This window comes from Pseudidiomarina sediminum DSM 21906 (genome assembly GCF_000423165.1).
In the GTDB taxonomy this organism is placed as follows: Bacteria; Pseudomonadota; Gammaproteobacteria; order Enterobacterales; family Alteromonadaceae; genus Pseudidiomarina; species Pseudidiomarina sediminum.
The window spans coordinates 1430628-1455439 of sequence record NZ_KE383983.1 but is presented as its reverse complement, the minus strand read 5'-3'; the positions used below and the strand labels follow the sequence as shown (position 1 = coordinate 1455439).

The 24812-nt window shown below is 50.8% G+C and carries 26 protein-coding genes and 1 tRNA gene; 14 read left to right on the top strand and 13 right to left on the bottom strand.

Annotated elements, in window-relative coordinates:
- The 9 genes from G535_RS0112320 to G535_RS0112280 form a co-directional block, all read right to left on the bottom strand.
- Window positions 1-1085: IS110 family RNA-guided transposase (locus G535_RS0112320; protein ID WP_026862331.1), on the bottom strand; the 1085-nt coding region annotated here is incomplete at its 3' end.
- 378 nt (window positions 1086-1463) lie between these two features.
- A tRNA-Val gene (locus tag G535_RS0112315) sits at window positions 1464-1540 on the bottom strand.
- Window positions 1541-1668: 128 nt separating this feature from the next.
- Window positions 1669-3159 (bottom strand): class I adenylate-forming enzyme family protein, encoded by a 1491-nt coding sequence (locus G535_RS0112310; protein ID WP_026862330.1) that lies wholly within the window; start codon window positions 3157-3159, stop codon window positions 1669-1671.
- Between the two features lie 9 nt (window positions 3160-3168).
- Window positions 3169-4827, bottom strand: coding sequence for an isovaleryl-CoA dehydrogenase (locus tag G535_RS0112305; RefSeq protein WP_026862329.1), 1659 nt, complete (start codon window positions 4825-4827; stop codon window positions 3169-3171).
- Window positions 4824-5456 (bottom strand): TetR/AcrR family transcriptional regulator, encoded by a 633-nt coding sequence (locus G535_RS13660; RefSeq protein WP_034728156.1) that lies wholly within the window; start codon window positions 5454-5456, stop codon window positions 4824-4826. The genes G535_RS0112305 and G535_RS13660 overlap by 4 nt, the downstream gene beginning before the upstream one ends.
- 90 nt (window positions 5457-5546) lie before the next feature.
- Window positions 5547-6734, bottom strand: coding sequence for a vWA domain-containing protein (locus tag G535_RS0112295; protein ID WP_026862328.1), 1188 nt, complete (start codon window positions 6732-6734; stop codon window positions 5547-5549).
- Window positions 6734-7570, bottom strand: a complete 837-nt coding sequence (locus tag G535_RS0112290; protein ID WP_026862327.1) for an AAA family ATPase — start codon at window positions 7568-7570, stop codon at window positions 6734-6736. The genes G535_RS0112295 and G535_RS0112290 overlap by 1 nt, the downstream gene beginning before the upstream one ends.
- An 8-nt stretch (window positions 7571-7578) precedes the next feature.
- Entirely contained in the window at window positions 7579-7962 is a 384-nt protein-coding gene (locus G535_RS0112285; RefSeq protein WP_026862326.1) for a DUF6746 family protein, read from the bottom strand.
- An 83-nt stretch (window positions 7963-8045) separates the two neighbouring features.
- Window positions 8046-9104, bottom strand: a complete 1059-nt coding sequence (locus tag G535_RS0112280; RefSeq protein WP_198678968.1) for a DUF3080 family protein — start codon at window positions 9102-9104, stop codon at window positions 8046-8048.
- A 1-nt stretch (window position 9105) separates the two neighbouring features.
- On the opposite strand from G535_RS0112280, the gene G535_RS0112275 reads away from it, so the two are divergent.
- Window positions 9106-9717, top strand: coding sequence for a riboflavin synthase (locus tag G535_RS0112275; protein WP_026862324.1), 612 nt, complete (start codon window positions 9106-9108; stop codon window positions 9715-9717).
- On the opposite strand, the gene G535_RS0112270 is transcribed toward G535_RS0112275, so the two are convergent.
- Window positions 9711-9920: a CPXCG motif-containing cysteine-rich protein gene (locus tag G535_RS0112270; protein WP_026862323.1), complete on the bottom strand. Its 210-nt coding sequence runs from the start codon at window positions 9918-9920 to the stop codon at window positions 9711-9713. The two genes, G535_RS0112275 and G535_RS0112270, sit on opposite strands and share 7 nt — an antisense overlap.
- A 201-nt stretch (window positions 9921-10121) precedes the next feature.
- Here G535_RS0112270 and thrS point away from each other — a divergent pair, with 201 nt between their 5' ends.
- From thrS to G535_RS0112230, 7 genes are all read left to right on the top strand, one after another.
- Entirely contained in the window at window positions 10122-12038 is a 1917-nt protein-coding gene (gene thrS / locus G535_RS0112260; protein WP_026862322.1) for a threonine--tRNA ligase, read from the top strand.
- A gap of 19 nt (window positions 12039-12057) precedes the next feature.
- Window positions 12058-12600, top strand: coding sequence for a translation initiation factor IF-3 (gene infC, locus G535_RS0112255; RefSeq protein ID WP_084616866.1), 543 nt, complete (start codon window positions 12058-12060; stop codon window positions 12598-12600).
- Window positions 12601-12675: 75 nt separating this feature from the next.
- Window positions 12676-12873: a 50S ribosomal protein L35 gene (rpmI, locus tag G535_RS0112250; RefSeq protein ID WP_026862320.1), complete on the top strand. Its 198-nt coding sequence runs from the start codon at window positions 12676-12678 to the stop codon at window positions 12871-12873.
- A 16-nt stretch (window positions 12874-12889) separates the two neighbouring features.
- Window positions 12890-13243 carry a 50S ribosomal protein L20 gene (rplT, locus tag G535_RS0112245; protein WP_026862319.1) on the top strand — a complete coding sequence of 118 codons (354 nt, stop codon included), beginning with the start codon at window positions 12890-12892 and terminating at the stop codon, window positions 13241-13243.
- Window positions 13244-13347: 104 nt separating this feature from the next.
- Complete coding sequence (gene pheS, locus G535_RS0112240; RefSeq protein ID WP_026862318.1) at window positions 13348-14328, top strand: phenylalanine--tRNA ligase subunit alpha; 981 nt, start codon at window positions 13348-13350, stop codon at window positions 14326-14328.
- Between the two features lie 13 nt (window positions 14329-14341).
- Window positions 14342-16729, top strand: a complete 2388-nt coding sequence (pheT, locus tag G535_RS0112235) for a phenylalanine--tRNA ligase subunit beta (RefSeq protein ID WP_026862317.1) — start codon at window positions 14342-14344, stop codon at window positions 16727-16729.
- 3 nt (window positions 16730-16732) lie between these two features.
- Entirely contained in the window at window positions 16733-17032 is a 300-nt protein-coding gene (locus tag G535_RS0112230) for an integration host factor subunit alpha (protein WP_026862316.1), read from the top strand.
- An 89-nt stretch (window positions 17033-17121) separates the two neighbouring features.
- On the opposite strand, the gene G535_RS0112225 is transcribed toward G535_RS0112230, so the two are convergent.
- The 3 genes from G535_RS0112225 to G535_RS0112215 form a co-directional block, all read right to left on the bottom strand.
- Window positions 17122-17796, bottom strand: coding sequence for a ChrR family anti-sigma-E factor (locus G535_RS0112225; protein WP_026862315.1), 675 nt, complete (start codon window positions 17794-17796; stop codon window positions 17122-17124).
- Window positions 17789-18370 carry a sigma-70 family RNA polymerase sigma factor gene (locus G535_RS0112220; protein ID WP_241970433.1) on the bottom strand — a complete coding sequence of 194 codons (582 nt, stop codon included), beginning with the start codon at window positions 18368-18370 and terminating at the stop codon, window positions 17789-17791. Before G535_RS0112220 ends, G535_RS0112225 begins: the two co-directional genes overlap by 8 nt.
- Window positions 18371-18485: 115 nt before the next feature.
- Entirely contained in the window at window positions 18486-19091 is a 606-nt protein-coding gene (locus tag G535_RS0112215; protein ID WP_026862313.1) for an LON peptidase substrate-binding domain-containing protein, read from the bottom strand.
- Between the two features lie 141 nt (window positions 19092-19232).
- Here G535_RS0112215 and G535_RS0112210 point away from each other — a divergent pair, with 141 nt between their 5' ends.
- The 6 genes from G535_RS0112210 to G535_RS0112185 are packed head-to-tail and all read left to right on the top strand — an operon-like array spanning window position 19233 to window position 24803.
- Window positions 19233-20171, top strand: a complete 939-nt coding sequence (locus G535_RS0112210; protein WP_026862312.1) for a YbgA family protein — start codon at window positions 19233-19235, stop codon at window positions 20169-20171.
- Window positions 20171-21574: a deoxyribodipyrimidine photo-lyase gene (phrB, locus tag G535_RS0112205; RefSeq protein ID WP_026862311.1), complete on the top strand. Its 1404-nt coding sequence runs from the start codon at window positions 20171-20173 to the stop codon at window positions 21572-21574. Before G535_RS0112210 ends, phrB begins: the two co-directional genes overlap by 1 nt.
- A 26-nt stretch (window positions 21575-21600) precedes the next feature.
- A complete protein-coding gene (locus G535_RS0112200) occupies window positions 21601-22059 on the top strand; it encodes a nuclear transport factor 2 family protein (protein ID WP_034728148.1) in 459 nt (152 codons plus the stop codon).
- Complete coding sequence (locus G535_RS0112195; RefSeq protein WP_026862309.1) at window positions 22056-22772, top strand: SDR family NAD(P)-dependent oxidoreductase; 717 nt, start codon at window positions 22056-22058, stop codon at window positions 22770-22772. Before G535_RS0112200 ends, G535_RS0112195 begins: the two co-directional genes overlap by 4 nt.
- A 20-nt stretch (window positions 22773-22792) precedes the next feature.
- Window positions 22793-24070 (top strand): NAD(P)/FAD-dependent oxidoreductase, encoded by a 1278-nt coding sequence (locus tag G535_RS0112190; protein WP_026862308.1) that lies wholly within the window; start codon window positions 22793-22795, stop codon window positions 24068-24070.
- A complete protein-coding gene (locus G535_RS0112185) occupies window positions 24030-24803 on the top strand; it encodes a DUF1365 domain-containing protein (protein WP_241970434.1) in 774 nt (257 codons plus the stop codon). The genes G535_RS0112190 and G535_RS0112185 overlap by 41 nt, the downstream gene beginning before the upstream one ends.
- Window positions 24804-24812 lie beyond the last annotated feature (9 nt).

Genomic DNA, 24812 nt, shown 5'->3' with positions numbered 1-24812 from the left:
TGTTGATAATAAAGTCCAGCCCAATAGGATTGATGGACACTTTTAGCAGCCCATTCAACAAAGCTTTGTCTGACAAATTTCGAGCATTGCCAACGCCAATGAACCCAACTTTTTTTACCACTTCTTTCTGTTACGGGAGAGAGCCCGGCAAAATTTTGCAGCTGTTGTGCAGTGCTGAAGCGCTCTCTATCGTCACCGATAGCAGCAAGGAGTCGGGGCGCCAAACAAGGGCCAGTTCCTGGTAAAGAGCTAAAAATAGCTGCATCCGGCATTTGTTCAAACAACGTGCGGATTTCTGAATCGTAAGTTCGGATATTGTCGATGGTAACTTTCAATTGCTTAATGACTGACTGGACAAAGCGTTTGTGAGCTTGAATTACTGCTTCATCATGCGTGAGAGGTACAGCTGCCGCGATAGCTTCAAGGCGCTTTTCTGTAAGCGAAACCGCGTTGCCTCCGCGACTTTTAAAGAACTCCCGTATCGTGTTTTCACGAGAGCGTTTGAGTTCTTGTAGTGACGGCCAACGCAGGAGAAAGTCACAAAACAAATCACTGTCTCTGTGAGAGAACCATTCCAGCGGTTGAGAATAATATTGCTTTAAAGCGTTTATTAATCGATTAACAAATCGCCGCTTATCCTCAACAAGCAAACGACGCTGCTCTACAAGATGAGACAGTACTCTCACTTCGTTATTGCTGGGTTTGAGAGGTTTTACTTTAGATGGATATTTCAACATTAAGTCTAAAGCTATTTCCGCGTCGGTAGGGTCATCTTTTGCGCCGCTAGGAGCAAAAGCTTGTCTATAGCGGGCGAGTGACAACGCATGAATTGGGAACACGGTTATAAACGGATATTTCTGAAGTAGATAAACAATCGGACCTCGTGTCAGTTCAACAGCTACGGCGATATTGCCACCAACCTCACTATGAAGCTCGTTTAACCAGCACTCCAGAAGCTCCGGAGTATTCTTAATCACCTCGAACCTACGCTTTCCGTTTGCACCAACTTGAACGCAAACATCGTGCTTTTGATTAGCCCAATCCTGGCCTATGAATGCAGAGAATTTAGCTGTTTGATCGACCATGACGTCCCCCTAACTTTAAGTTAGCTATGTATCTTTACTCTGCGAAATAAATATAGACAGTCGTGTAAAGCGAGCCCTGAGTATTCGTTGTAGAGTAAAGGTGCTTGCTGCTTCGAAGGAAAAGCGGAGATCATTAAAATGATGCTGGCACATTAGTCGTAAACAGCAAGCACATACCTGAACACTATTGAGTACAAGTGACCAAGGTCGAATGACTATATTTGGCACAAAACGGCCATAAAAGTGCGCAAATAGACGAGGTGGCTCACGAGACAAGAGAGAGTCATGCGCTGCGTTTGAATGTTGATTTTTTGGCGCGCTGGAGCAATGATAACTGGATAAAGGTGCTGGAACTTCGAACGGGAATCTTTGGAGAAGTGGTGCGTCCGAGTAGACTCGAACTACCGACCCCCACCATGTCAAGGTGGTGCTCTAACCAACTGAGCTACGGACGCACATCTTGATTGCTGCGTTCGCGATATGCGAACGGGCGCTATATTAGTCATTCCACTTCGATGGTGCAAGTGCTTTTTGCGGTTTCGCTGCTCGATTGCCGAAGAATCGAGCAGCAAGGGTGGAAAGCTTAGTCGCGCAGGAGGTGTTTAAGCACTTTTCCGTTCGCGTTATGCGGTAATTCCTCCATAAATGCGTAGTGGCGCGGGCGTTTATAATCGGCCAAGCGTTCCTCAACATGTTGTTTTAACGCATCTTCTGCGAGCTCTTCGCGGAGCACCACGTAGGCTTTCACTGACTCGCCCCATTGTTCATGCGGCACCCCAATCACTGCGGCTTCGAGCACGGCTGGATGGCTGGCGAGGGCATCTTCGACTTCGCGTGGGTAGACGTTCACGCCGCCGCTAATTATCAAATCTTTGATGCGGTCTTTCACCCAAATGTAGCCGTCCTCGTCGCGAATTCCGATATCGCCGGTGCGCACCCAACCGTCGTCGGTGAAGCTCTCGGCCGTGGCAACGGCGTTGCGCCAGTATTCGCGCATCAGACCTTCGCCACCGATATGGATCTCACCAGCTTCATTTACGCCAGCTTCTTCGCCGGCGTCATTGATGATGCGAATTTCGGTAAAGGCCGCGGCACGGCGTCCAACGGAACCCGCTTTGTCTGCATGCTCATCGGGTAACAACAAGCTACCGGTAGGACCCGCTTCGGTCAGGCCGTAAACGCAATAGAACTGGGTGCTGCCAAAGGCGTCTTGCACGCGACGGGCGTGATCACCGGCCAGCGGACCACCGCCATAAATCCAGTGGGTCATGCTACTGAGGTCCGTGGTTTGCACGTTAGGGTGTTGCGCGGTGAGTAAGTAGGCTACCGGGGCACCGAAAAAGTGCGTGGTCTGTTCTGTGGCGACCAGCTTGAGCAGTAGCTCTGGGGTAAAGGTTGGCGCGACCACATGTGTACTGCCCATTAAGGTGCCGCCAATCAACGACAAGTTCAATGGTGCCGAGTGGGTAAAGGGCATTAATGAGAGCAAGCGGCTCTCGGGTTTAAACTGCATTTCACTGGCGAACATCATGCCGACAAACAGCAAGGCTTTGTGGTCGAATAACACGCCTTTGGGGCGACCGGTGGTGCCCGAGGTGTAGAGTAGGGTTGCCGCTTGGTCCTGAGCGTGACGACCTAACGCGGCAAAGCTACGGCCTTGGCTGTGGCTTTCGGCATAGGTCGGCATGTCGTTGATCACCAGCGCGGGTAGCTGCAGTTGGGCTGCTGCACTTAGCGCCTGGGCGCTGGTAAGGTCACAGGTGAGCAAGCGCTTGGCATCGGCGTCGCTAAAGATATAGTGCAGCTCGTTGGCGGTGAGTTTCACGTTTACCGGTACTGCGATGGCGCCGAGGCGTTGAATGGCAAACAGCGCCACAATAAAGCTGTAGTTGTTGGGTAATACTAAGCAGACGCGGTCGCCAGCATGGATCTGGTGATCATGGGCAAGGTGCTCAGCAAATTGCTGTACGTGCTGGTCGAGTTGACGCCACGTAATGCGCAGTGCGCCGTCAACCACAGCTTCATGGTCGGGATACTTGCGGGCGTTACGGGCGACGTAAGCTGGAATAATCATCGAATGTCCTTATAGTGCGCGCGCCAAAATGGCGTGCGTGTCAATAGAGTTAGGCAAACAGCCGTAGTTGGCGCAGGTGGTTGCTTGCAGGCGTGCTGCACAAAACGCGTCGGCGACCGGGTGCGGGGCGAACTGCAGCAACAGCGCCGCCTGTAGCGCCAACGCCATTTGGTCGGCAAACGCGCGCGCATGGTACTGCCAATCGCTTTGTGGGGTTTGCTGTAACTGCGCCTTTAGCTGCTGCACAAAACGGTCAAATCGTGCGTCGGTGCCGGCGGCCCGTTGTAATTCAGCAAAGTAAGCTTCGAGCACGCGCGGCTCTTTGGCGACTGCACGAATAATATCGAGACACTGCACATTGCCACTGCCTTCCCAAATCGCGTTCACCGGCGACTCGCGGAACAAACGCGGCATAATGGTGGTTTCCATTACGCCCATACCGCCAATCACTTCCATGGCTTCGTAGGCGTGTTGCGGGGTGCGTTTGCAGATCCAATATTTACCGATAGGGGTGGCAATACGGGCCAGTAGACGTTCGTGTTCTTGGTCCTGCTGGTCCATGGCGCGCGCCATACGCATGGTTAGGGTAAGCGCGGCTTCGCTTTCTAGTGCTAAGTCGGCAAGCAGGTTTTGCATCAAGGGTTGGTCCGCCAGCTTGGCGCCAAAGGCGTGACGGTGGCGGGCATGGTGTATGGCTTGCACGGTGGCTTGGCGCATGCCTGACGAGGAACCAATCATGCAGTCGTAACGGGTCATGGCAACCATTTCGATAATGGTACGAACCCCGCGACCTTCCTCGCCAACCAGCCAACCAAGTGCGCCGCGCAATTCGCATTCGCTGGAAGCGTTGGCAACATTCCCCATTTTGTTTTTCAGTTGCTGGATCTGTAACGGGTTTTTACTGCCGTCGGGACGCCAGCGTGGCACTAGAAAGCAGGACAAGCCAGCGTCCGTTTGAGCGAGCACCAGAAAAGCATCGCACATCGGCGCTGACACAAACCACTTGTGTCCTACCAGCTCATACGCCTGACCTAAACCGTCGTGCCCGATCGGGTAGGCGCGGGTGCTGTTGCTTCGCACGTCGGAGCCACCTTGTTTTTCCGTCATCGCCATGCCAATGGTGAGGCCGTGCTTCATGCTGTCGGGAACATTGCGTGGGTCATAGCTGCTGGCCATGATCTTCGGCGCGAACTGCGCGAATAATTCCGGTTGGTGCTGCAGCGCTGGAATGGCGGCGAAGGTCATCGTAATGGGGCAACCGTGGGCGGCTTCAACTTGCGTGTGTAGGTAATATTTGGCGGCGCGCGCGACATGGGCACCGGCTTTCGGCTCGGCCCATGGGCTGGCATGCAAGCCTTCGGTAATGGCGATGTCCATCAGTTGATGGTAGCTCGGGTGAAAATCGATCTGATCGACACGCTGACCAAAACGATCGTGGGTCACCAGTTGTGGTTTGTTGGCGTTGGCGGCAAAACCCAGTGCAATACGGTCAGCGCGACCACATTCCGCCCCAAAGCGAGTGATATCCTGCGCTGCCCATGCAGCACCTTCGCGTTGTACGGCGTCCTGTAATGCTTGGTCGGCAGCATAAAGGTTGTAGTTCTCCAAGGCCGGAGGTTGGTTTTCAACCTGATGGGTTTGCGCAAAGAAGCGGTCGGGATGGCTCATGATGAACTCCTTGTCATTGAATAAGGCTTGGCGGTAATGGCTTGCAGACAAAACTGGATGCTATGGGCGATCGCTTGCTCTGGAGCAGCACTGCTGTGTTGCGCTAAAGGACCGATCAGCGCTTCGGCGATGGCTCCCACCAATGCCCGTGAACTGAGGTTGCTATCTTGCTCTGGCAAGCTGCCAGCTGCTATTCCATCCGCGATGGCTTGGGCGAAGAGTCCCGCATAACGTTCGCGGTAATGGAGGCGAGCGGCGACAACCTCAGGTGCGACCGGTTCGGCAATCAAAGCCCAGGCTGTGGTGGGAGCTTTGAGGGCACGCGTCGCAAAAGTCGTTAGCGCATTGGCAATCGCCTCGGGAATGTTTTGTTGGGATTCCTGTAACTGTTGCTGAACTTGCGCAACTTCTATCTCGGTGGCGTACTCAAATACCGCCGTGCAAAGCTCTTCCTTTGACGGAAAATAACGGTAAAGAGTACCTGTTGCCACGCCGCTTTGGCGTGCCAATTGCGCCATTTGGAGGCCATTGAAACCACCTTCACTGACCAGCGTAAGGGCGGTGGTAACAATGGTTTCGCGGGTGGCTTGTTTACGTTCACGGACCCGATCTGTTTCGCGATAGGCCATAGCCGATTCATCCTGATATCTGAAAATGAAATGCGTATGGCTAAGAAGTGAATCATGATTCACTTCTTCGATCAACGATTATTTTTGCAGCTATTTTGCGGAGGTAGTGCGTTGCAAAGTGGTGATGGCTTGGCTAATGCCGTCGAGGGTCATGGGGTACATGCGGCCGGCCATAAGTTCGTGCACCATATCGATGGAGTGGTGCCATTGCCAGTGTTCTTGCGGTTGCGGATTAAGCCAAGCTGCTTGGGAAAAGTGATTCAGCAAGCGCTGCATCCAGATGGCGCCTGCTTCTTCGTTCCAATGCTCGACACTGCCGCCCGGGTAGGCAATTTCGTAGGGACCCATAGTGGCATCGCCGACAAAGATCAGTTTGTAATCGCGGCCATACTTATTGATAAGTTCGCGGGTCGGGAGCTTTTCGCTAAAACGTCGTTCGTTGGCCTGCCATACGTGCTCGTACACGCAATTATGAAAGTAGTAAAACTCGAGGTGTTTAAACTCGTTGCGGGCGGCGCCAAACAACTGTTGGCACTCGTAAATGTAGTCATCCATTGAGCCGCCAACGTCAAACAACATCAGTACTTTCACGGCGTTGTGACGTTCTGCTTGCCATTTGAGATCAAGCAAACCAGCCTTTTGTGAGGTGGCGCGAATGGTGGCATCGAGATCCAATTCTTCGGCACTGCCGGTGCGGGCGAATTTACGCAGTTTACGCAGCGCCAATTGCATACTGCGGTTATTCAGTTCGCTGTCGCTATCAAGGTCGCGAAACTCGCGTTTGTCCCACACTTTAACTGCGCGGCGCGCGTTACTACCGTCTTGGCCAATACGAATGCCTTCCGGATGGTAGCCGTAAGCACCAAAGGGCGAGCTACCGCCGGTGCCAATCCACTTATTCCCACCCGCATGGCGCTCTTGCTGTTCTTGCAGGCGTTCCTTGAAGGCTTTCAGGAGTTCATCAAGACCACCAAGGGATTGTAGCTTGGCTTTGTCTTCGTCGCTGAGCTGACGCTGCAAGGAGCGGCGTAACCAATCTTCGGGAATCGCATCGGCTAAATCCACTTGTTCAACGCCTTCAAAATACTCGGCAAAGGCGCGATCAAAGCGGTCAAATTGGCTTTCGTCTTTCACTAACGTCAGGCGCGCCAAATGGTAAAACGCCTCAACGTCAGCAAACACCACCTGCCGCTCGAGCGCGGCAAGTAAGTCCATCAATTCGGTGATACTGGTTTTTAAGCCATGTTTACGCAGGCAAAAGAAAAACGCGATCAGCATTAACTGCCTCGGCGACGCGACATAAAGGCAAGTTTCTCAACCAGTTGCACGTCTTGCTCGTTTTTCAATAGAGCGCCGAACATCGGCATCAGGCCGTCACTCTCTTTCAATTGTTGTGGGCTAATGCTCTCAACTAAGAGCAATTTGAGCCAGTCAATTAACTCCGAGGTTGACGGTTTTTTCTTAAGGTTCGGGAGTTTGCGCACGTCGAAAAACACTTCCAACGCGGTTTGCAGCAGCTCCTTTTGAATGTCAGGGAAGTGCACCCGCACAATCGCACTTAGGGTATCTGCGTCAGGGAAGTTTATGTAGTGGAAAAAACAACGACGCAAAAACGCATCGGGCAGCTCTTTCTCATTGTTTGACGTGATGATCACGATAGGGCGCTGCTTGGCACTGATTTGCTCACCGGTTTCGTAAACGTGAAACTCCATCTGGTCGAGTTCATGCAGCAGGTCGTTCGGGAACTCAATGTCGGCTTTGTCGATTTCGTCAATCAACAACACCGGACGCTCAGCAGCGGTAAAGGCTTGCCAAAGTTTGCCCGGCTTAATGTAATTGCTGATGTCATGCACTTTATCGCTACCGAGCTGGCTGTCACGCAGGCGCGACACTGCATCGTACTCATACAAGCCTTGTTGCGCCTTAGTGGTCGATTTGATTTGCCAACGCAGTAGCGGTACACCGAGGCTTGCCGCCAGTTCTTCGGCAAGTTTCGTTTTACCGGTACCAGGCTCGCCTTTAATCAATAGCGGCTTCTCAAGCGTGACGGCGGCATTCACTGCCAGCGCCAGTTCATCCGCAACGATATAACTCGATGTACTGCTAAATTGCATAAAAATCCTTATTTTTTAACGATTTTGGCGGTAGTTTCGAGGTACAGCTTACCTTGTTTCTTGACCGTATCGTAGTCCAAGCTTTCAGAGGCAAGGTGCACTTCTTCCAACACGTCTTGCAAGGTATCAACTTCGTCGTCTAGTTTCTGCAAGGCGTTTTCGAGGGTGTAACTCAATTGATGAATGGTCGCCATGTCGCTTGGCGTCAGTTCATCTTTAGCCATAATTTCAGCCATTTTGGCATTGTAATTCGCTAAGTTAAATAGGGCTTGTTCTAGGGTTTTTGACGGCTGCCCAGAAAAATGCTGATAGCGGTCGTCGTCAGCAAAACTACTAAAAGAGGCAAGAGCAAGACTTGCGCTAGCAAGGACAAGAGAAACTTTAGCAATCATCTTCGTTACCTTCTGTTTTTGTTAATGAGAATTATTCGCAACAATGATACTCAATTTTTCGGTTGAGGCCAAGCGCTACCGATTTAGGCGCCGGGTTGGTAGCCGCAGGCCGTAAAAAACTGTTGCCAAGGCTGCACGTGCGCTCGGCTTAAGTGTTTTACATCCGCGGCTAATGACCTCAATTGCGCCACATAGTTCTGATAGCCCGGATGCACAATCAGCTGCTGCAGTTGTGCAAGTTGCTCGGCAGCGCGTTCACCTTGGGCAACGCTGATGGCAAGTTGCGCTTGTGCACTTTGGATAAAATACTTCAAAAAGACCGTGTGCAATACCTCTGCGCGCGCGGGACGGCCTTTGCTAAAACAGCCAGCATCGTCGGCAATGTTTGCGACCACGGGGGTAAGCTGTTGCAGGTAGTGTTTTTGCTCCCAGAGGGTTCGCCAGAGCTCAGGAAGGTAAGCACTTTGATGCAGCCTTTGCAGCGCTTGCTCGAGTCGTTCGATGGGCAAAGGCGCACTGTCAGGCTCTTGCGCAACAAAATAAACAACGGTCTCAAGGGCGGCCATTGCGCTGGCGAAACGGTCTTCGTCTAAATTCGCAAGCGAGCGATCGCTAAAATGCAGGGCATGGCGTAGGGCAGGATCGACCCCGAGTGCCTGTTGCCGTTGTTTGCTTAGCGTTGCGCGCTTCGCTTGATAGGCCTGTTGCAACCGCGCTGCAAGTGCTTGGTCGCTGGCCGCGAGTTGCTGTTGGCAAGCTGCTAGCGCATGGGTTAGGGCACGATCATGATGGTAACGTGTCAGACCTGATTGGAGTCGGCCTAAGGCGCTATTGCGTTGGGCAACAAGTTGCCCAAGTGGGCAGGCTTCGATCCGCCAAGCATCGAGCAACGACAAACTCACGCGTGGAATGTCTTGGTCGAGTTCGCGCGGTGCCGGTAGCGTGGGAACCATGACCGGTTGATAGTTTAGCGGCGTTTTGCCAAGGGTATTGGCGACGCGTGTTTGGTACTCAGCAAGGGGGTCAAGTGCTGCGGGAACCTCAGAACATGCCTGAATAAGCACGACGACAGAAGCATAGCCAAGTGCTCGCAGAGCATTTACAATACGACGTCGAACCCATTGTTGAGGAAGTTGTGTCATCATGTTTACCGGTATCGTCCAAACGCAAGCCGAAGTGATTGCCATTGAGCAACGTGAACAGTTTCGCCAGTTAACCCTAAAGGTCGCCCCAGAATTTCTGCAGCGCCTCGAAATTGGCGCCAGTATTGCTATTAACGGATGTTGTCTGACTGTGGTTCAATTTACCACAACCACGGTGACTTTTGATGTTATTGATGAAACGCTGCGCCTCACCAATTTAGGTATGTTAACGCAGGGCAGTCAGGTGAATCTTGAGCGCTCACTTAAAGTCGGCGATGAGATTGGTGGGCATCATGTCTCGGGGCATATTCACTGTACTGGCACCATCGAAACCATTACCTCAACAGCGGATAACACCGCGATGTGGATTGCTTTTCCAGAGGCTTTTACGCCCTATGTCTTCAGTAAAGGATTTATCAGCGTGAACGGGGCAAGTTTGACGGTAGGGCAAGTGCATGAACAGCAGTTTTCGTTGCACCTGATCCCAGAAACCTTACGTTTGACGAACTTGTCGAATGCGCAGCCGGGTGATGCCGTGAATCTTGAGTTTGATCAGCAAACCATGACCATTGTTGAAACGGTCGAACGGGTATTGGCGTCGCGCGCTCAGTAAAAATTTTCGTCGTCACTGCGGATTTTCACGACAATCTTATCGCGTACCGCGTCAATCGAAAGCTCAAGGTGAATGTCATGGCCACAGGCTGGGCATTCATCTTGGTAATCTTGCTCACCTTGTGACGCGTCAATGCTCAAATGAATATGATGCCCGCAGTGCGGACATTCCACCCCAGCGTCATGTAATTTATCGGCATTCATAAGCACCTCTTTATCAATGCATCCATAGTATCAGTATGGATCATTCTGGCGTTTGTGCATGGCCTTTAGCGCGAAAATAACAATGTAATGTCGACCACGGCAATGATTGCGCCGTAAAGGGCTGTGCGGTATAGTTGCGGCTTCGTTGAATCACAAGTGACACGTTGGTAGGTGTCACCACTGTTAAAGGAACAAAAAAGCATGCCTGTAGTAACGCTCCCTGATGGAAGTCAACGCGCTTTCGATAATCCCGTCTCTATTCTAGAAGTTGCTCAAGATATCGGTCCTGGTCTCGCTAAAGCCACTGTTGCTGGCAAAATTAATGGTGAGTTGGTCGATGCCTGTGAATTGATCACCGAAGATGCGACGGTACATATTATTACCCCGAAAGATGATGACGGAATGCATATTATTCGTCACTCTTGCGCACACTTACTTGGGCATGCGTTAAAGCAATTGTTCCCGCAAGCAAAAATGGCCATTGGCCCAGTGATCGACAACGGTTTTTATTACGACGTTGATATCGACAAAGCGCTCACGCAAGACGACTTAGATGCCCTTGAAAAGCGCATGAAAGAGCTTGCCAAGACTGAGTATAACGTGGTGAAAAAGAAAGTAAGCTGGCAAGAAGCCCGTGAAACTTTCGTTGCGCGCCATGAACCGTACAAAGTTGAGATCCTCGATGACGATATCGCGCAAGATGATCGCCCAGGCTTGTATCATCACGAAGAATACATCGACATGTGTCGTGGTCCACACGTACCGAACATGCGCTTTTGTCAGCATTTCAAAGTGATGAAGGTTGCGGGTGCGTACTGGCGTGGTAACTCAGACAACAAAATGTTGCAACGTATCTACGGCACTGCGTGGGCAGACAAGAAACAATTGAAAGCTTACTTGCAGCGTTTGGAAGAGGCAGAAAAGCGTGACCACCGTAAAATCGGTAAAGCGCAAGACTTGTTCCACTGGCAAGAAGAAGCGCCAGGTATGGTGTTCTGGCACCACAATGGCTGGACGATTTTCCAAGAGCTTGAGCAATTTATTCGTGAAAAGTTACGCAACTATCACTATCAAGAAGTGAAAGGTCCGCTGATGATGGATCGCGTGTTGTGGGAAAAATCGGGACACTGGGAGAAATTCTCAGAACTCATGTTCACCACCTCATCGGAAAGTCGTGAGTATGCGGTGAAGCCGATGAACTGTCCGGGCCACGTGCAAATCTTTAACCAAGGTTTAAAATCGTACCGTGATTTGCCATTGCGTATGGCTGAATTCGGTTGCTGTCACCGTAATGAACCTTCTGGTGCGTTGCATGGTTTGATGCGCGTTCGTGGTTTTACCCAAGACGATGCTCACATTTTCTGTACGCCTGAGCAGGTGCAAGAAGAAGTTAGCGGCTGTATCAAGATGGTCTACGAAACTTACAAAACCTTTGGTTTTGAAGACATCGTGGTAAAACTATCGACCCGCCCAGAAAAACGTTTGGGTGATGATGCAACTTGGGATCACGCAGAACAAGCCTTGGCCGATGCCTTAAAAAATAATGGTATCGATTTTGAATACTTGCCAGGCGAGGGCGCATTCTATGGTCCGAAAATTGAGTTTACCCTGCATGACTGTTTAGGTCGTGCGTGGCAGTGTGGTACGGTGCAGCTTGACTTCGCCTTACCAGGTCGCCTAGGTGCAACCTATGTTGGCGAAGATAACGAACGTCATACGCCAGTTATGATTCACCGTGCGATTCTAGGTTCACTAGAACGTTTCATGGGAATTTTGATTGAAGAATACGCTGGTTATTTCCCACTTTGGTTGGCGCCAACCCAAGTTGTGGTGATGAATATTACCGATAATCAGGCCGATTACGTCAAAAATACGGTAAATGAACTGAATAAACTTGGAATTCGTGCCACTGCCGACTTGAGAAATGAGAAGATAGGCTTTAAAATCCGCGAGCACACTTTAAAACGTGTTCCATATATGTTGGTTGTTGGTGATAAAGAAATCGAGAACCACGCGGTTGCGGTACGTACACGTCGCGGCGAAGACCAAGGGGTAAAAGCCCTTGACCAGTTTATCGCTGAGTTACAAGACGAAGTGCGGGCACGCAAAATTAGTTAATTGATTGGAGGAATGACCCATTAAAGGCGGAAAAAGAACTCAGAAAGCTGCAGATAAAAATCGGATCAACGAAGACATTCGCGTCAAAGAAGTACGCTTAATTGGTGTTGAAGGTGATCAGATTGGTGTCGTAGGTATTCAAGAAGCTCTTGGTATGGCCGAAGAGGCCGGTGTTGATCTGGTGGAAATTAGTCCTAACGCAGAACCACCAGTGTGTCGTCTGATGGATTATGGCAAGTTCCTCTACGAGAAAGCTAAGAACGCGAAAGAGCAAAAGAAAAATCAGAAACAAATTCAGGTGAAGGAAGTTAAATTCCGCCCTGGTACAGATGAAGGCGATTATCAGGTAAAACTGCGCAACCTGAGTCGCTTTTTAGAGGGAGGTGACAAAACTAAAGTCACCGTTCGTTTCCGTGGCCGTGAAATGGCGCACCAAGAGCTTGGGATCGAATTGCTAAGTCGCATCCGCGATGATTTGCAAGAGATTTCAACTGTTGAGTCGTTCCCAAGACGGGCTGAGGGTCGCCAGATGATTATGGTTCTGGCCCCTGCTAAGAAGTAACTGTGGTTTTCAAGTAGGCCAACGCGATTGGTCTCACCCTGTTACACTTGTTACTAACAATGCGGAGTAGTTTTCATGCCGAAAATGAAATCGAAAAAGGGCGCGTCAAAGCGCTTCAAAAAAACCGCTTCAGGCGGCTTTAAGTGTAAGCAATCTCATTTGCGTCACATCCTGACCAAAAAGAGTTCAAAGCGGAAGCGTCACCTACGTGCTAAGAGCATGGTGCACGAAGCCGATGTTGGCTTAGTTCAGCGTATGTTACCGTTCGCGTAAGGAAAGGAGATAGCAAATGGCACGAGTAAAACGTGGTGTGATCGCGCGTGCGCGTCACAAGAAAGTCCTGAAGCAGGCGAAAGGTTATTATGGTGCTCGTTCACGTGTTTATCGCGTAGCGAAGCAAGCGGTTATCAAAGCGGGTCAATATGCTTACCGTGACCGCCGTCAGAAGAAACGTCAATTCCGTCAATTGTGGATTGTGCGTATCAATGCTGCGGCACGTCAAAACGGTTTGTCATACAGCCGCTTTATCAACGGCTTGAAAAAAGCATCGGTAGAAATCGATCGTAAAATCTTGGCTGACATCGCAGTTCACGACCAAAATGGTTTTGCTGCGTTGGTAGAGAAAGCGAAAAGCGCTCTGTAAGCCACGAAGAAAGTCGAAAAAGGGAGCTTCTTAGCTCCCTTTTTTTATGGTTTTTCGGTATGATAGCTGCCTAATTATGTATCTATGCATCACCGAGGAACGTCATGGAATTGAATGACATTGTTGCGAAGGCCGAAGCTGCCGTCGCTGCTGCCACGACACCACAAGAACTCGACGCAGTTCGTGTGGAATACATGGGCAAAAAAGGGTTGCTGACCGAGCAACTCAAAGGTTTAGGAAAACTTTCTGCGGAAGAGCGTCCTGCTGCAGGACAAGCCATCAACGTTGCTAAACAGCAAGTGCAACAAGCGATCAACGCGCGTAACGAAGCGTTGAAGCAAGCACAGTTGGCGGAAAAGCTTGCTGCTGAGCGTATTGATGTGACCTTGCCAGGTCGTCAGGCGCAGGTAGGCGGATTCCATCCTGTGACGCAAACCATTCAGCGTATCCAGAACTTTTTCGGTGATTTAGGCTTTCGCGTGGTTGAAGGGCCTGAAGTTGAAGATGACTTCCACAACTTTGACGCCTTGAATATTCCTGCGAACCATCCAGCGCGCGCCGATCACGACACCTTCTATTTTACGCCGAAAACCATGTTACGGACGCAAACGTCCGGCGTGCAGATCCGTACCATGGAACACGAGCAACCGCCGTTGCGGATCATTTCGCCAGGACGTGTGTACCGTAACGATTACGATCAAACGCATACACCAATGTTCCATCAGGTGGAAGGTTTGATGGTCGACACTGATGTCAGCTTCACCCAGCTGAAAGGTATTTTGGAAGACTTCTTGGTGAACTTCTTTGAAGAGTCACTTGAAGTACGTTTCCGTCCGTCGTACTTCCCGTTTACAGAGCCTTCAGCAGAAGTCGACGTGCGTCGTAAAGACGGCCAATGGCTGGAAATCTTAGGTTGTGGCATGGTGCACCCGAAAGTTCTTGAGTCGGTAGGTATTGATAGTGAGAAGTACACCGGTTTTGCTTTCGGTATGGGCGTTGAGCGTTTAACGATGCTCCGCTATGGCGTCAATGACCTGCGTGCGTTCTTCGAGAATGACGTACGTTTCTTGAAACAGTTTAATTAAGTCGGGTGCAGCGATGAAATTTAGTGAAAAGTGGTTACGTAGCTGGGTTAACCCCGCCCTTGATCAAGTTGGTTTAGCTGAACAGCTAAGCATGGCTGGTTTAGAAGTTGACGATGTTACACCAGTCGCCGAGAGCTTTACCCAAGTTGTTATTGGTGAAGTAGTGAAGTGCTGGCAGCATCCAGATGCAGACAAGCTGCAAGTGACCGAAGTGAATGTCGGTGCTGATGAGCCAACCACCATTGTATGTGGTGCGCCAAACTGTCGCCAAGGCTTAAAAGTTGCGGTAGCGACTGTCGGTGCGGTGTTACCTGGCGACTTTAAAATTAAAAAAGCGAAACTGCGCGGACAACCTTCGCACGGAATGCTTTGTTCGAGCTCAGAGCTAGGTTTGAATGATGATCATGACGGCATTATTGAGTTGCCGGCTGATGCACCTATTGGCATGGATTATCGCGAGTACCTGGATTTAGACGACGCGACCTTTGATGTTGATTTAACCGCCAACCGTGCGGACTGCCTTGGCGTGCGTGGTATTGCCCGTGAAGTTGGGGTGTTAAACCGCTTGCCGGTGAATGAACCTGAAGTTGCCGCGGTCGCAGTAAGTCATGACGAGACACGTGCGATTGAGTTACAAGCACCAGCGGCGTGCCCACGTTATCTTGGGCGTGTGGTACGTAACGTGAACGTGAAAGCGCAATCACCACTTTGGCTGACCGAGCGTCTACGTCGCAGTGGTGTGCGTAGCATTGACCCTGTGGTCGATGTGACCAACTATGTATTGCTTGAGTTAGGTCATCCAATGCATGCGTTTGACCATGACAAATTGTCCGGCGCAGTGCAGGTACGTATGGCCAAAGACGGCGAGACGCTGACGTTGTTAGACGGTAAGGAAGTGACCTTACAAGACGACGTACTAGTGATTGCTGATGCGCAACAAGCGCTTGCGTTAGCTGGTATTTTTGGTGGTGAGCACAGCGGTGTTACCACTGACAGTCAAAACATTTTCTTAGAAAGTGCGTTCTTCAGCCCCGCAGCGATTGCCGGTCGTGCACGCCGTTTTGGTCTGCACACCGATGCCTCGCATCGCTATGAGCGCGGCGTTGATCCTGAGTTGCAACGTACTGCCATGGAACGTGCGACGCAGCTTATTCTGGCTATTTGTGGTGGTGAAGCTGGCCCTATCGTTGAAGCCAAAGATGATAGTCAATTGCCGCAGCCGCAACAGGTGGTTTTGCGTCAAGCGCGTCTTGCGAAAGTGTTAGGTATTTCGATTGCCGATGATGATGTCACTGATATTTTGCAACGCCTTGGTTTTACCGTGACCTTTGACGGCGCAAGCTGGGATGTCACAGTACCGACCTTCCGCTTTGACATCAGTATTGAAGAAGATTTGATTGAAGAAGTGGCGCGTGTGTACGGTTACCACCGTATTCAAGCGAGCGCTCCAGCCGCACAGCTGCGGATGGTACAACGTCAGGAAGCGACGTTACCAAGTCAACGTTTTAAAGCTTTGTTGGTGGATCGCGGTTATCAAGAAGCGATTACCTACAGCTTCGTTGATCCTAAACATCAAGCAATGCTCTTTGATGAGGCGGCTGCGTTAACGTTGCCGCACCCAATTAGTGTTGAAATGTCATCGATGCGCGTCAGCTTGTGGCCAGGTTTGCTTGGTGCAGTCGCACACAACCAAAAACGTCAACAACAAAGCTTGGCGTTCTGTGAAACTGGGTTACGTTTCTTACCGAATGAAACAGCGGAAAACGGTGTTGCACAAGAACCTATGATTGCAGGGGTACGTGCGGGTAAAGTGGTGCCTGAGCATTGGTCTGATGAAGATCGTGCGGTCGATTTTTACGATCTGAAAGGTGACGTGGAAGCGTTATTAGCCTTGACCGGTGAAGCCGAGCGTTACACGTTCGTGGCCGATGCACACCCGGCATTACACCCAGGTCAATCGGCAGGTATTTTTAAAGATGGCCGTTGCGTAGGGCACCTTGGTGCGATTCACCCACAGTTTGAGAAAAAATTGGGTTTATCTGGACGTACCTTCGTGTTTGAACTGCAACTTGCCGCCGTACAAGAACGTCGTTTGCCAGAAGCGCAACCGGTTTCGAAGTACCCATCGATTCGTCGCGATTTAGCCATTGTGGTGCCAACCCAGCTTGCCGCAGGTGAGATCCTCAAGGCTATTGAAAATATTGGCGTAAATCATTTGGTTGGCCTAAACTTATTTGACGTTTATGAAGGGACAGGAGTGGCGGACGGATACCGTAGTCTTGCCTTATCGCTAACACTACAACATCCAGAGCGCACTCTTGAAGATCAAGAAATCAACACCGCGGTTGAAAAGGTCGTTGATATGCTGACTAACGAATTTGGGGCAACCCTTAGGGAGTAAGCTATGGCGCTGACCAAGGCCGATATGGCGGAACATTTGTTTGAGAAGTTTGGCATCAATAAACGTGATGCCAAACAGTTGGTTGAAAACTTCTTTGAAGAAATTCGCCGCACCTTAGAGCAAGGCGAGGAAGTGAAACTCTCTGGTTTTGGAAACTTTGAGTTGCGCACTAAGAATCAACGCCCTGGACGTAACCCGAAAACCGGTGAAGACATTCCGATTTCGGCGCGTCGCGTTGTGACCTTTCGCCCAGGTCAAAAACTCAAACAACGTGTAAGTACCGCTAAGCCTGTCGATGAGTAACCTTAATCGGTTATGCTGCCGTAACGACAAAAAAAGAGCCACGTTTTAGTGGCTCTTTTTTGTTGTGCGAGAGGATAGCAGACAGGCGCTTATTTGAAGAACAAGCTGCTGAACGGGTTTAGGAGTCGGCTCAAACCCGAGGTGAACTGAAGCGGTGCATCAAGCGCTGAGATAATGAGGCAGTCATGATCTCGCGTTTGTGGCGTATGTTTCACACTGTCATCAAGCAACATGAAATCACCATCGCGATAATCGCTGGTTTCATCGTTGAATACCCCATTTAAGACTAAGGTTGCTTCACGGCCTTTGTGGGTATGCTCTGGCACCTTGGTGTGCTTGTCCATGTATAACAAGGTCAACACGTCGTCACCACCAACCTGAATTGGGGCGCGCCAGAGTTGTCCGAACATTTTCTGCCAATCACCAATGTGCTGTTGCGTGCGACCAAGGGTGGGGGGCAACTTGAAACGCTGACCTTCCAAAGAAATCTCGTACGACGGCAGGCTCGGACGGGGAGTTGAGCCAGCTTGCGGTGGTTGCGCCATGATTTGTTCAAGCATGTCTAAGTCTGCAGAAGACGTTTCAATCTGCGGTATCGAAGCGAAGAGCACCTTATTGGCTAGTTCGGTTTCGATGTCACGTACATGCTCTTGGCACACCGGACACATGTCCACGTGCGCACCAACCATCATCAACATCGCTGGCGTTAAATCGCCAGTAACGTAGTTGACCAAATGCTGTTCTGTTGGGTGGAATTTAATCATCGCTAATCATCAACTCTTTCAATTTCTGTAAGGCTAGGCGGGTTCTCGATTTGATGGTGCCAAGGGGCACATCAAATGCATCCGCAACCTCTTGTTGAGAACGTCCCTCAATATAAATTGCTCGAATAACATCGCGTTGTGCAGGGGGCAGCTGTTCACAGTAAAGTGCCAACTGTTGCATTAAGACGGTGTCATCCAAGGTTGCTTCATCGTCAGTGACAAAGCTCGCGTCGTCGAGAACAGGCCACAAATCATCAGCACTTAAATCATGTTGGCGGTGCTTGTTCTTACGTAAAAAATCAAAGCGAATGTTACGGGCGATGGTAAAAATCCAAGTCGCCGCCGAGCCTTTTTCAGCATTAAACAAATGCGCTTTGTTCCATACATTTGTCATGGTTTCTTGCACTAAGTCTGACGCGGTTTGATCGTTACCAAATTGGCGCGTGGCATAGGCTTTTAACCGAGGTGCAAAAAATCGAAAGAGTTCGCTGAAAGCTTGACGAGACTGCTCGCTCGCGACCAAAGCTAAAAGCTTGGCTGCGTGCTCTGCGTCATCACACTGGGCAGAGGACATGGGGTTCCGTTTTCTAGTTTCAATCACAGCCTGCATAATAGTACCTGCTGGTCGATGCCTCAAGTTGTTCCATGGTTTCATTCAATCTTTGTTACGTGAGTTCCAGTCAAGTGGATCACTGCGACTGCTCACTGGCTTGCACCAACTCGGATAAATAATGCAGCGCAGGGGTACATGTATCAGTTTGTAGCAACTGCTGTTTTACCTCTGCGTCAATCGGTAAAATCTCAAGCCAACGCAGACAGACCCAGTCGGCGTGCGCAAACCCGCTATCGTCAGTCGACATACCGAGTTCAGGATACTCTTGGTATACGTGGCGCAGGCCGTCGACAAGGTGTTGATGCTCGGGGCTAAGGGCTGCTCTCGGCCAATGCTCAATAGGTACGACCGTACCGCGCCGCAAGCCATCGTCGTCGGTGGTAATGGTATGAAGCTGACACGCTTGCACGCCTTGGACCGTGATCCCAAGTAAACCATCATCACGTTGTTCAAAATCAACAATATTGGCGAGCGTCGCGAGCGGGTGAATGTGCGTGTTGTGGGCTACCTCGCCTTTGTTGTTGAGCATCGCCATGGCGATAAGGCCGCTCGGCTCTTGACCACAAGCCTCGCGTACCATCCGCAAATAGCGGGGTTCGAATATTTTCAAACGCATGCTGCCGCCCGGCAAAACATGACCGGAAAGCGGGAAAAGTGGCACATTGTGCAGTTTCTGAGCCATTGCACGGACCCCTTGTAATGAGCTTCTTGAGTTACTTGTTGATTGTGGTTACGTTTAAGACAGTAGTTCAGATCCCTGTGAATGAACTTTTTTAACGTATTCGCGTAATGCATCAGCAGCAACCTAATAATGAGGAAGAGAATGGTAGCCATTAAAGTTGGAATTAGTGCATGTTTGTTGGGTGAGCAGGTGCGCTATGATGGTGGACACAAACGCTCAGCCTTTTGCACGGATGAGCTTGGGCGGCATGTCGAGTTCGTGCAATTGTGCCCAGAGGTGGGGATCGGAATGCCGGTACCACGCCCAACCATTCGCTTAGAAAAGCATGCGAATGGCACTCGCGCTGTGGTGCCAAAAACCGGTGAGGATGTGACCGACCGCTTGATTGCCTTTGCGGAACGCGCAACACCGCACATCGAAACGATTAGCGGTTACGTTCTTTGCGCCAAGTCGCCGAGTTGCGGTATGGAGCGTGTAAAGCTTTATGATTTAGAAACCGGGCATGCACGTAAGGAGGCGTCGGGCATTTTTGCCGCGCAACTGCAGCAACGTTATCCCGCACTTCCCTTGGAAGAAGATGGTCGCTTAAATGATCCCCTGTTGCGTGAAAACTTTGTCATGCGCGTATTTGTTTATGCTGCTTGGCAAACGCTCCCACAACCGCTGACTAAGGCCGCGCTGCTGCAGTTCCATACCAGCCTTAAGCTGTTGCTATTAGCCCATAATCAACAGCTGTATCGTGATTTAGGGCGCTGGGTTGCTGACCAGCAGGAGATGACCGATGACTTCACGCGTGGCTACATCGAGAAGGTTATGCAAGCACTGGCTGAGCCTGCGACGCGCGCGAATCACACCAATGTGTTACAGCACATTCAAGGCTACTTCTCTGAACAGCTGAGCGCAGCGCAAAAAGCCGAGCTGACGGACAGCATTTTGGCCTATCGTGCCGGTCATGAACCGTTGTTGGTGCCGTTAACGCTATTACGACACTACTTACGAGAGTTCCCCAACGACTATCTTGCAGGTCAGCGGTACCTCAATCCTTATCCGAAAGACTTAAAGTTGAGGTACGGTATCTAATGGCGAAGATGATTTGGTTTCGGAATGATTTACGTCTGCATGATAACCCTGCAGTACAGCACGTGTTGCAGCAGGTTGATGCAAATGAAAAGGTGCACGCCGTTTACCTATACAGCAGCAAGCAATGGCAACGCCATGACTGGGCGCCAATTAAGGTGGATCTGCTGTGGCGACATCTCGAAACACTGCAACGCGACGCCGCCGCGTGGGGGATTGCGCTGCAGCTGGTGGCCATTGACGACTGGCAAGAAGCACCTAAGGTCATACGGCAGCTATGTGCGCAACACGAGATCAGTGAAGTGGTTTGGAATGTTGAGTATCCGCTTGATGAGCAGCGTCGCGATCGCGCAGTGCAAAGCTGGCTAAACGAGCATGACATCGCGGTGCAAAGCTTTCACGGCTTAGTGATTGTGCCGCCGGTGTTGCGTACCCAAGCGGGGGATTATTATAAAAAGTTCACCCCATACTACCGGTCGTGGTTGGCACATATCGCCGCAACCGGGCTTGCCCAGCCGTACCCAAAGCCATCTCGAGCCGCGGTTGAATGCCCAGAATTCCCCCAAACGCTGGACTATGAACGTCGTGACAGCAGTGCTTATGTGGTGGGTGAGGAGGCGTGCTATCAACAGTTGCTCCGCTTTGTCGAGCAACAGGTGGATCGTTATCAGGATGAACGAGATTTGCCTGCACTTGATAGTACCTCGAAGCTATCACCGTATTTTGAGCTTGGCATCCTGTCGCCAGTAACGGCCGCGCGCCAATTGCAACAACGTAACCCTAATTTTCCACAAGGTCTGAACGAAGGCGCGCAAACGTGGCTGAGTGAACTCGCGTGGCGTGAGTTTTATCAACACCTGATGCTGTTTGAACCGCGCTTGAGTTACGGCAAAGCTTTTCAACCTCACACTGATCAATTCGAGTGGCGCAACGATGAAGCGCAATTTGCCGCATGGTGCGAGGGACGTACCGGTTATCCGATTGTCGATGCCGGGATGCGACAGCTGCGTGATGAGGGCTGGATGCACAACCGAGTAAGGATGATCGTGGCGAACTTTTTGGTGAAAGACCTTCATATTGATTGGCGCTGGGGCGAAGCCTTTTTTATGCGCCATCTGATTGACGGAAGTTTTCCTGCCAATAACGGTGGTTGGCAATGGAGCGCTTCAACCGGTACCGACGCTGTACCTTACTTCCGTGTATTTAATCCAACTTCGCAAAGTAAGAAAGTTGATCCGGATGGCAGCTACATTCGTACTTATGTCAAAGAGTTAAGCGAATGCCCAGTAAAGAAAATCCATGAACCTGGTGATTGGGTGCGCGTGATGCAAGTCGATTATCCTCAACCTATTGTGGATCACAGCAAGGCTCGGGAAGATTTTTTACGTAAGTTCAAAGCGCTGTAGCGATGGATTAAATTGGAGGACATAGGATGCGTGATGACAAGGCTTCAAGTTCGGCCAATAACGCTATCATCGAGCGGTTGCGCCGTTTTTACGACAATTTCGACGATGGTGCGATGGCACAACTAGGTGAGCTTTATCACGCCGACGTGACCTTTATTGACCCCGTGCATCAAGTGCAGGGCCTGCAAGCGCTACAAGACTATTTCCGCCACACCATGCAGGGCGTTGACAAGTGTCAGTTTGATTTTAGCATCGAAGCACAACAGGGGCGGCATGCGTTTGTGCAATGGGACATGCGTTTGCAACACCCGAAGCTGGCTGGCGGTCACGAGATTGTGGTGCCAGGCGTGAGTCATCTGGAGTTCGATGATGACAAGATCATCCTGCAACGTGACTACTATGACATGGGCGCGATGGTCTACGAGCATGTGCCGGTGATGCGCTTTTTAACCCGTAAAGTAAAACAACGCTTGGTGCCTGCATGAATATTCTTATTACTGGCGCAACGTCGGGGATTGGTCAGCAGCTCGCTCGGGATTATGCGGCTGCGGGCCACCATGTGGTTGCTTGTGGGCGCAATGAACAGGCTTTGGCGACCTTGCACAACGAATATCCAGAACACATCGCTGGGCAACCCCTAGATATTGCAGACGCTGATGCGACCCAGCGTGCGCTCTCCACCTACACCAATATTGATCTAGTTATCCTTGCTGCGGGGGTATGTGAGTACCTTGATGTCGAGCACTTCGATGCCGCGCTGTTTCAGCGGGTGTTTGATGTGAATGTGATCGGGACCATGCGTTGCGTCGAAGCGTTACTGCCGCAACTGAGCAAGGGCAGCACCTTGGTCTTGGTTGGTAGTACCGCACGATTACTGCCGTTTACTCGCGCTGAAGCCTATGGCGCTTCAAAAGCTGCGGTGCATTACATCGCCGCCAGTTTGCGTATCGACTTAGCCAAGCGGGGGATTGAGGTGCTGCATGTTTCCCCGGGTTTCGTTGAAACCCCGATGACGGCACAAAATGATTTTGAAATGCCCATGCAAGTGTCAGTGGAGACCGCATCGAAAGCGATTCGACGTGGTATTGCAAAAGGCACTTTTGATATTACCTTCCCACGGCTGTTTGGCCTCATTTTGAAATTTGCGTCACGTCTGCCACAACGTTGGCAGCAAGCGTTTTCGCGACGCTTAAGTTAACCTTTACAGAAGGAAGTTGTATGAAGATCGCTATCGTTGGTAGTGGTATTGCAGGGATGACCTGTGCGCATTTACTTGATGACAAGCATGAGGTACACCTGTTTGAAGCCAATGATTATCTTGGTGGCCACACTCACACAGTGGAGGTTGAGGTAGCGGGGCAAAGTTACGCGATCGATACTGGTTTTATTGTTCTCAATGACCGTACTTATCCGAATTTTCGAGCACTGATGAAGAAAGTTGGGGTGCGCTGGCGTGATACTGAGATGAGTTTCAGTGTCCGCGATCCTGTCTCTGGCTTAGAGTACAACGGGCACTCGTTAAACACTTTATTCGCGCAACGGAAGAACCTGTTGCGGCCGTCGTTTTACCGCTTGCTAAACGGCATTGTGGCGTTCAACAAGCGCGCTAAGCAAGCCCATGCGAGTGCGCATTTAAATGGTCAAACACTGGGTGAATTTTTGGCGGTACAAGAGCTTCCTCAGGCTGTGGCTGATTACTATTTACTGCCCATGGTCGCGGCGATTTGGTCGGCGAGCATTGAGGACGCAGCCAAATTCCCGCTGGAATTTTTCTTACGTTTTTTCGAAAACCATGGCTTATTAAATATTGCCGACCGGCCACAATGGGCGACCATCGAAGGCGGTTCTTCAGCCTATATTGCGCCATTGATTGGCCACTTGGGTGAGCGTGTCCACCTCAATAGTGCGATTCGGCAGGTGCATCGTCAGTACCCAGGGCGTCAAGCCGCGGTCACCTTAGAGTTCGCCGATGGGCGCTTGGAAGATTTTGATGAGGTAATTTTAGCCTGCCATAGTGACCAAGCGTTAGCTTTGCTAGCTACGCCGAGCGCCGCAGAGCAACAGGTTTTAGGAGCAATCCCGTACCAAGATAACGAAGTGGTACTGCATACCGATATTCGACTTTTACCACGTGAACGCCGCGCGTGGGCGAGCTGGAACTATCTGCTACATAGCGGTGCTGACGCGCAACAACGTCCGAGTTCAGTCACCTACAACATGAATATTTTGCAAGGAATTGAAGCGCCTGAGACCTTCTGTGTGACCTTGAACAACACCGACGCCATTCAGCCGGAACGCATTTTACGAAAATTCACTTACGCGCATCCTGTGTACAGCGTGGCTTCAATGCACGCACGGGAGCGTCGTGAAGAGATCTGTGGCGTGGGGCATACCCACTTTTGTGGCGCTTATTGGTATAACGGTTTCCACGAGGATGGCGTGCGTAGTGCCATCGATGTCGTGCGTCGCCTCGGCGTGGAGTGGCACCTTGCGTAGCGCTATTTTGCGAGGGCGGGTTTACCATCGGCGCTTGCGGCCGACGCAGCACGCCTTTGATTACGCTACCTCGCAATGGTGGTTCGCACTTGATGAGCTGGAACAGTTGCATCAGCAAAGTCGTTTGCTCTCAACCCGGGGGTTTGCACCGCTTTGGTTCCGCCGTGCCGATTACCTACCCGGTAGTGAGGGGGCTTTAGCCGACGCTGTGCTGGAGAAAATGAGTGCATTGGCCGGCGAGTCTTTGTCTGGAAGGGTCTTTTTTCTCGGTAACCTACGCACCTTTGGGCTTTATTTCAGCCCCATCAACTGCTATTTCTTGGCGCCCGCGGAGGATGGCGACTACAGTCATATGCTCGCAGAAGTAAGTAATACACCGTGGAATGAACGGCACTATTACCTGGTCGATTTAAAGGCGCCGCTGGAGCACGATAAAGCCTTTCATGTGTCGCCCTTTAACCCCATCGATATGCGGTACCGTTGGCAGATTAAAGCACCCCAAGCAACACCGGCACACAACAGTATGATTCAGCTCAGTGCTGAGAAAGAGCAGCGCCATTTTATCGCCACGTTACGGTTGCAGCGACAAGAATTGAACCGACCAGCCATTTGGCGCGTATTACTTAGGTATCCAATCAACACCATAACAACGGTTGGCGCAATTTATTGGCAGGCCTTACGCTTATGGCTGAAGCGCACGCCAATTTACGACCACCCAAATAAAAACCATTAACTTCGGAAT

Bases quoted from the DNA above. Each gene is read 5' to 3' on its own strand.
- G535_RS0112290 (WP_026862327.1), bottom strand. From the start codon at position 7,570: ATGCAATTTAGCAGTACATCGAGTTATATCGTTGCGGATGAACTGGCG.
- G535_RS0112190 (WP_026862308.1), top strand. From the start codon at position 22,793: ATGAAGATCGCTATCGTTGGTAGTGGTATTGCAGGGATGACCTGTGCG.
- pheT (WP_026862317.1), top strand. From the start codon at position 14,342: ATGAAATTTAGTGAAAAGTGGTTACGTAGCTGGGTTAACCCCGCCCTT.
- G535_RS0112280 (WP_198678968.1), bottom strand. From the start codon at position 9,104: ATGACACAACTTCCTCAACAATGGGTTCGACGTCGTATTGTAAATGCT.
- G535_RS0112230 (WP_026862316.1), top strand. From the start codon at position 16,733: ATGGCGCTGACCAAGGCCGATATGGCGGAACATTTGTTTGAGAAGTTT.
- G535_RS0112305 (WP_026862329.1), bottom strand. From the start codon at position 4,827: ATGAGCCATCCCGACCGCTTCTTTGCGCAAACCCATCAGGTTGAAAAC.
- G535_RS0112270 (WP_026862323.1), bottom strand. From the start codon at position 9,920: ATGAATGCCGATAAATTACATGACGCTGGGGTGGAATGTCCGCACTGC.
- phrB (WP_026862311.1), top strand. From the start codon at position 20,171: ATGGCGAAGATGATTTGGTTTCGGAATGATTTACGTCTGCATGATAAC.
- G535_RS0112195 (WP_026862309.1), top strand. From the start codon at position 22,056: ATGAATATTCTTATTACTGGCGCAACGTCGGGGATTGGTCAGCAGCTC.
- G535_RS0112295 (WP_026862328.1), bottom strand. From the start codon at position 6,734: ATGCTGATCGCGTTTTTCTTTTGCCTGCGTAAACATGGCTTAAAAACC.
- thrS (WP_026862322.1), top strand. From the start codon at position 10,122: ATGCCTGTAGTAACGCTCCCTGATGGAAGTCAACGCGCTTTCGATAAT.
- rpmI (WP_026862320.1), top strand. From the start codon at position 12,676: ATGCCGAAAATGAAATCGAAAAAGGGCGCGTCAAAGCGCTTCAAAAAA.
- G535_RS0112185 (WP_241970434.1), top strand. From the start codon at position 24,030: ATGTCGTGCGTCGCCTCGGCGTGGAGTGGCACCTTGCGTAGCGCTATT.
- G535_RS0112220 (WP_241970433.1), bottom strand. From the start codon at position 18,370: ATGTCCTCTGCCCAGTGTGATGACGCAGAGCACGCAGCCAAGCTTTTA.
- G535_RS0112310 (WP_026862330.1), bottom strand. From the start codon at position 3,159: ATGATTATTCCAGCTTACGTCGCCCGTAACGCCCGCAAGTATCCCGAC.
- G535_RS0112215 (WP_026862313.1), bottom strand. From the start codon at position 19,091: ATGGCTCAGAAACTGCACAATGTGCCACTTTTCCCGCTTTCCGGTCAT.
- G535_RS13660 (WP_034728156.1), bottom strand. From the start codon at position 5,456: ATGGCCTATCGCGAAACAGATCGGGTCCGTGAACGTAAACAAGCCACC.
- G535_RS0112225 (WP_026862315.1), bottom strand. From the start codon at position 17,796: ATGATTAAATTCCACCCAACAGAACAGCATTTGGTCAACTACGTTACT.
- G535_RS0112285 (WP_026862326.1), bottom strand. From the start codon at position 7,962: ATGATTGCTAAAGTTTCTCTTGTCCTTGCTAGCGCAAGTCTTGCTCTT.
- rplT (WP_026862319.1), top strand. From the start codon at position 12,890: ATGGCACGAGTAAAACGTGGTGTGATCGCGCGTGCGCGTCACAAGAAA.
- G535_RS0112210 (WP_026862312.1), top strand. From the start codon at position 19,233: ATGGTAGCCATTAAAGTTGGAATTAGTGCATGTTTGTTGGGTGAGCAG.
- G535_RS0112200 (WP_034728148.1), top strand. From the start codon at position 21,601: ATGCGTGATGACAAGGCTTCAAGTTCGGCCAATAACGCTATCATCGAG.
- pheS (WP_026862318.1), top strand. From the start codon at position 13,348: ATGGAATTGAATGACATTGTTGCGAAGGCCGAAGCTGCCGTCGCTGCT.
- G535_RS0112275 (WP_026862324.1), top strand. From the start codon at position 9,106: ATGTTTACCGGTATCGTCCAAACGCAAGCCGAAGTGATTGCCATTGAG.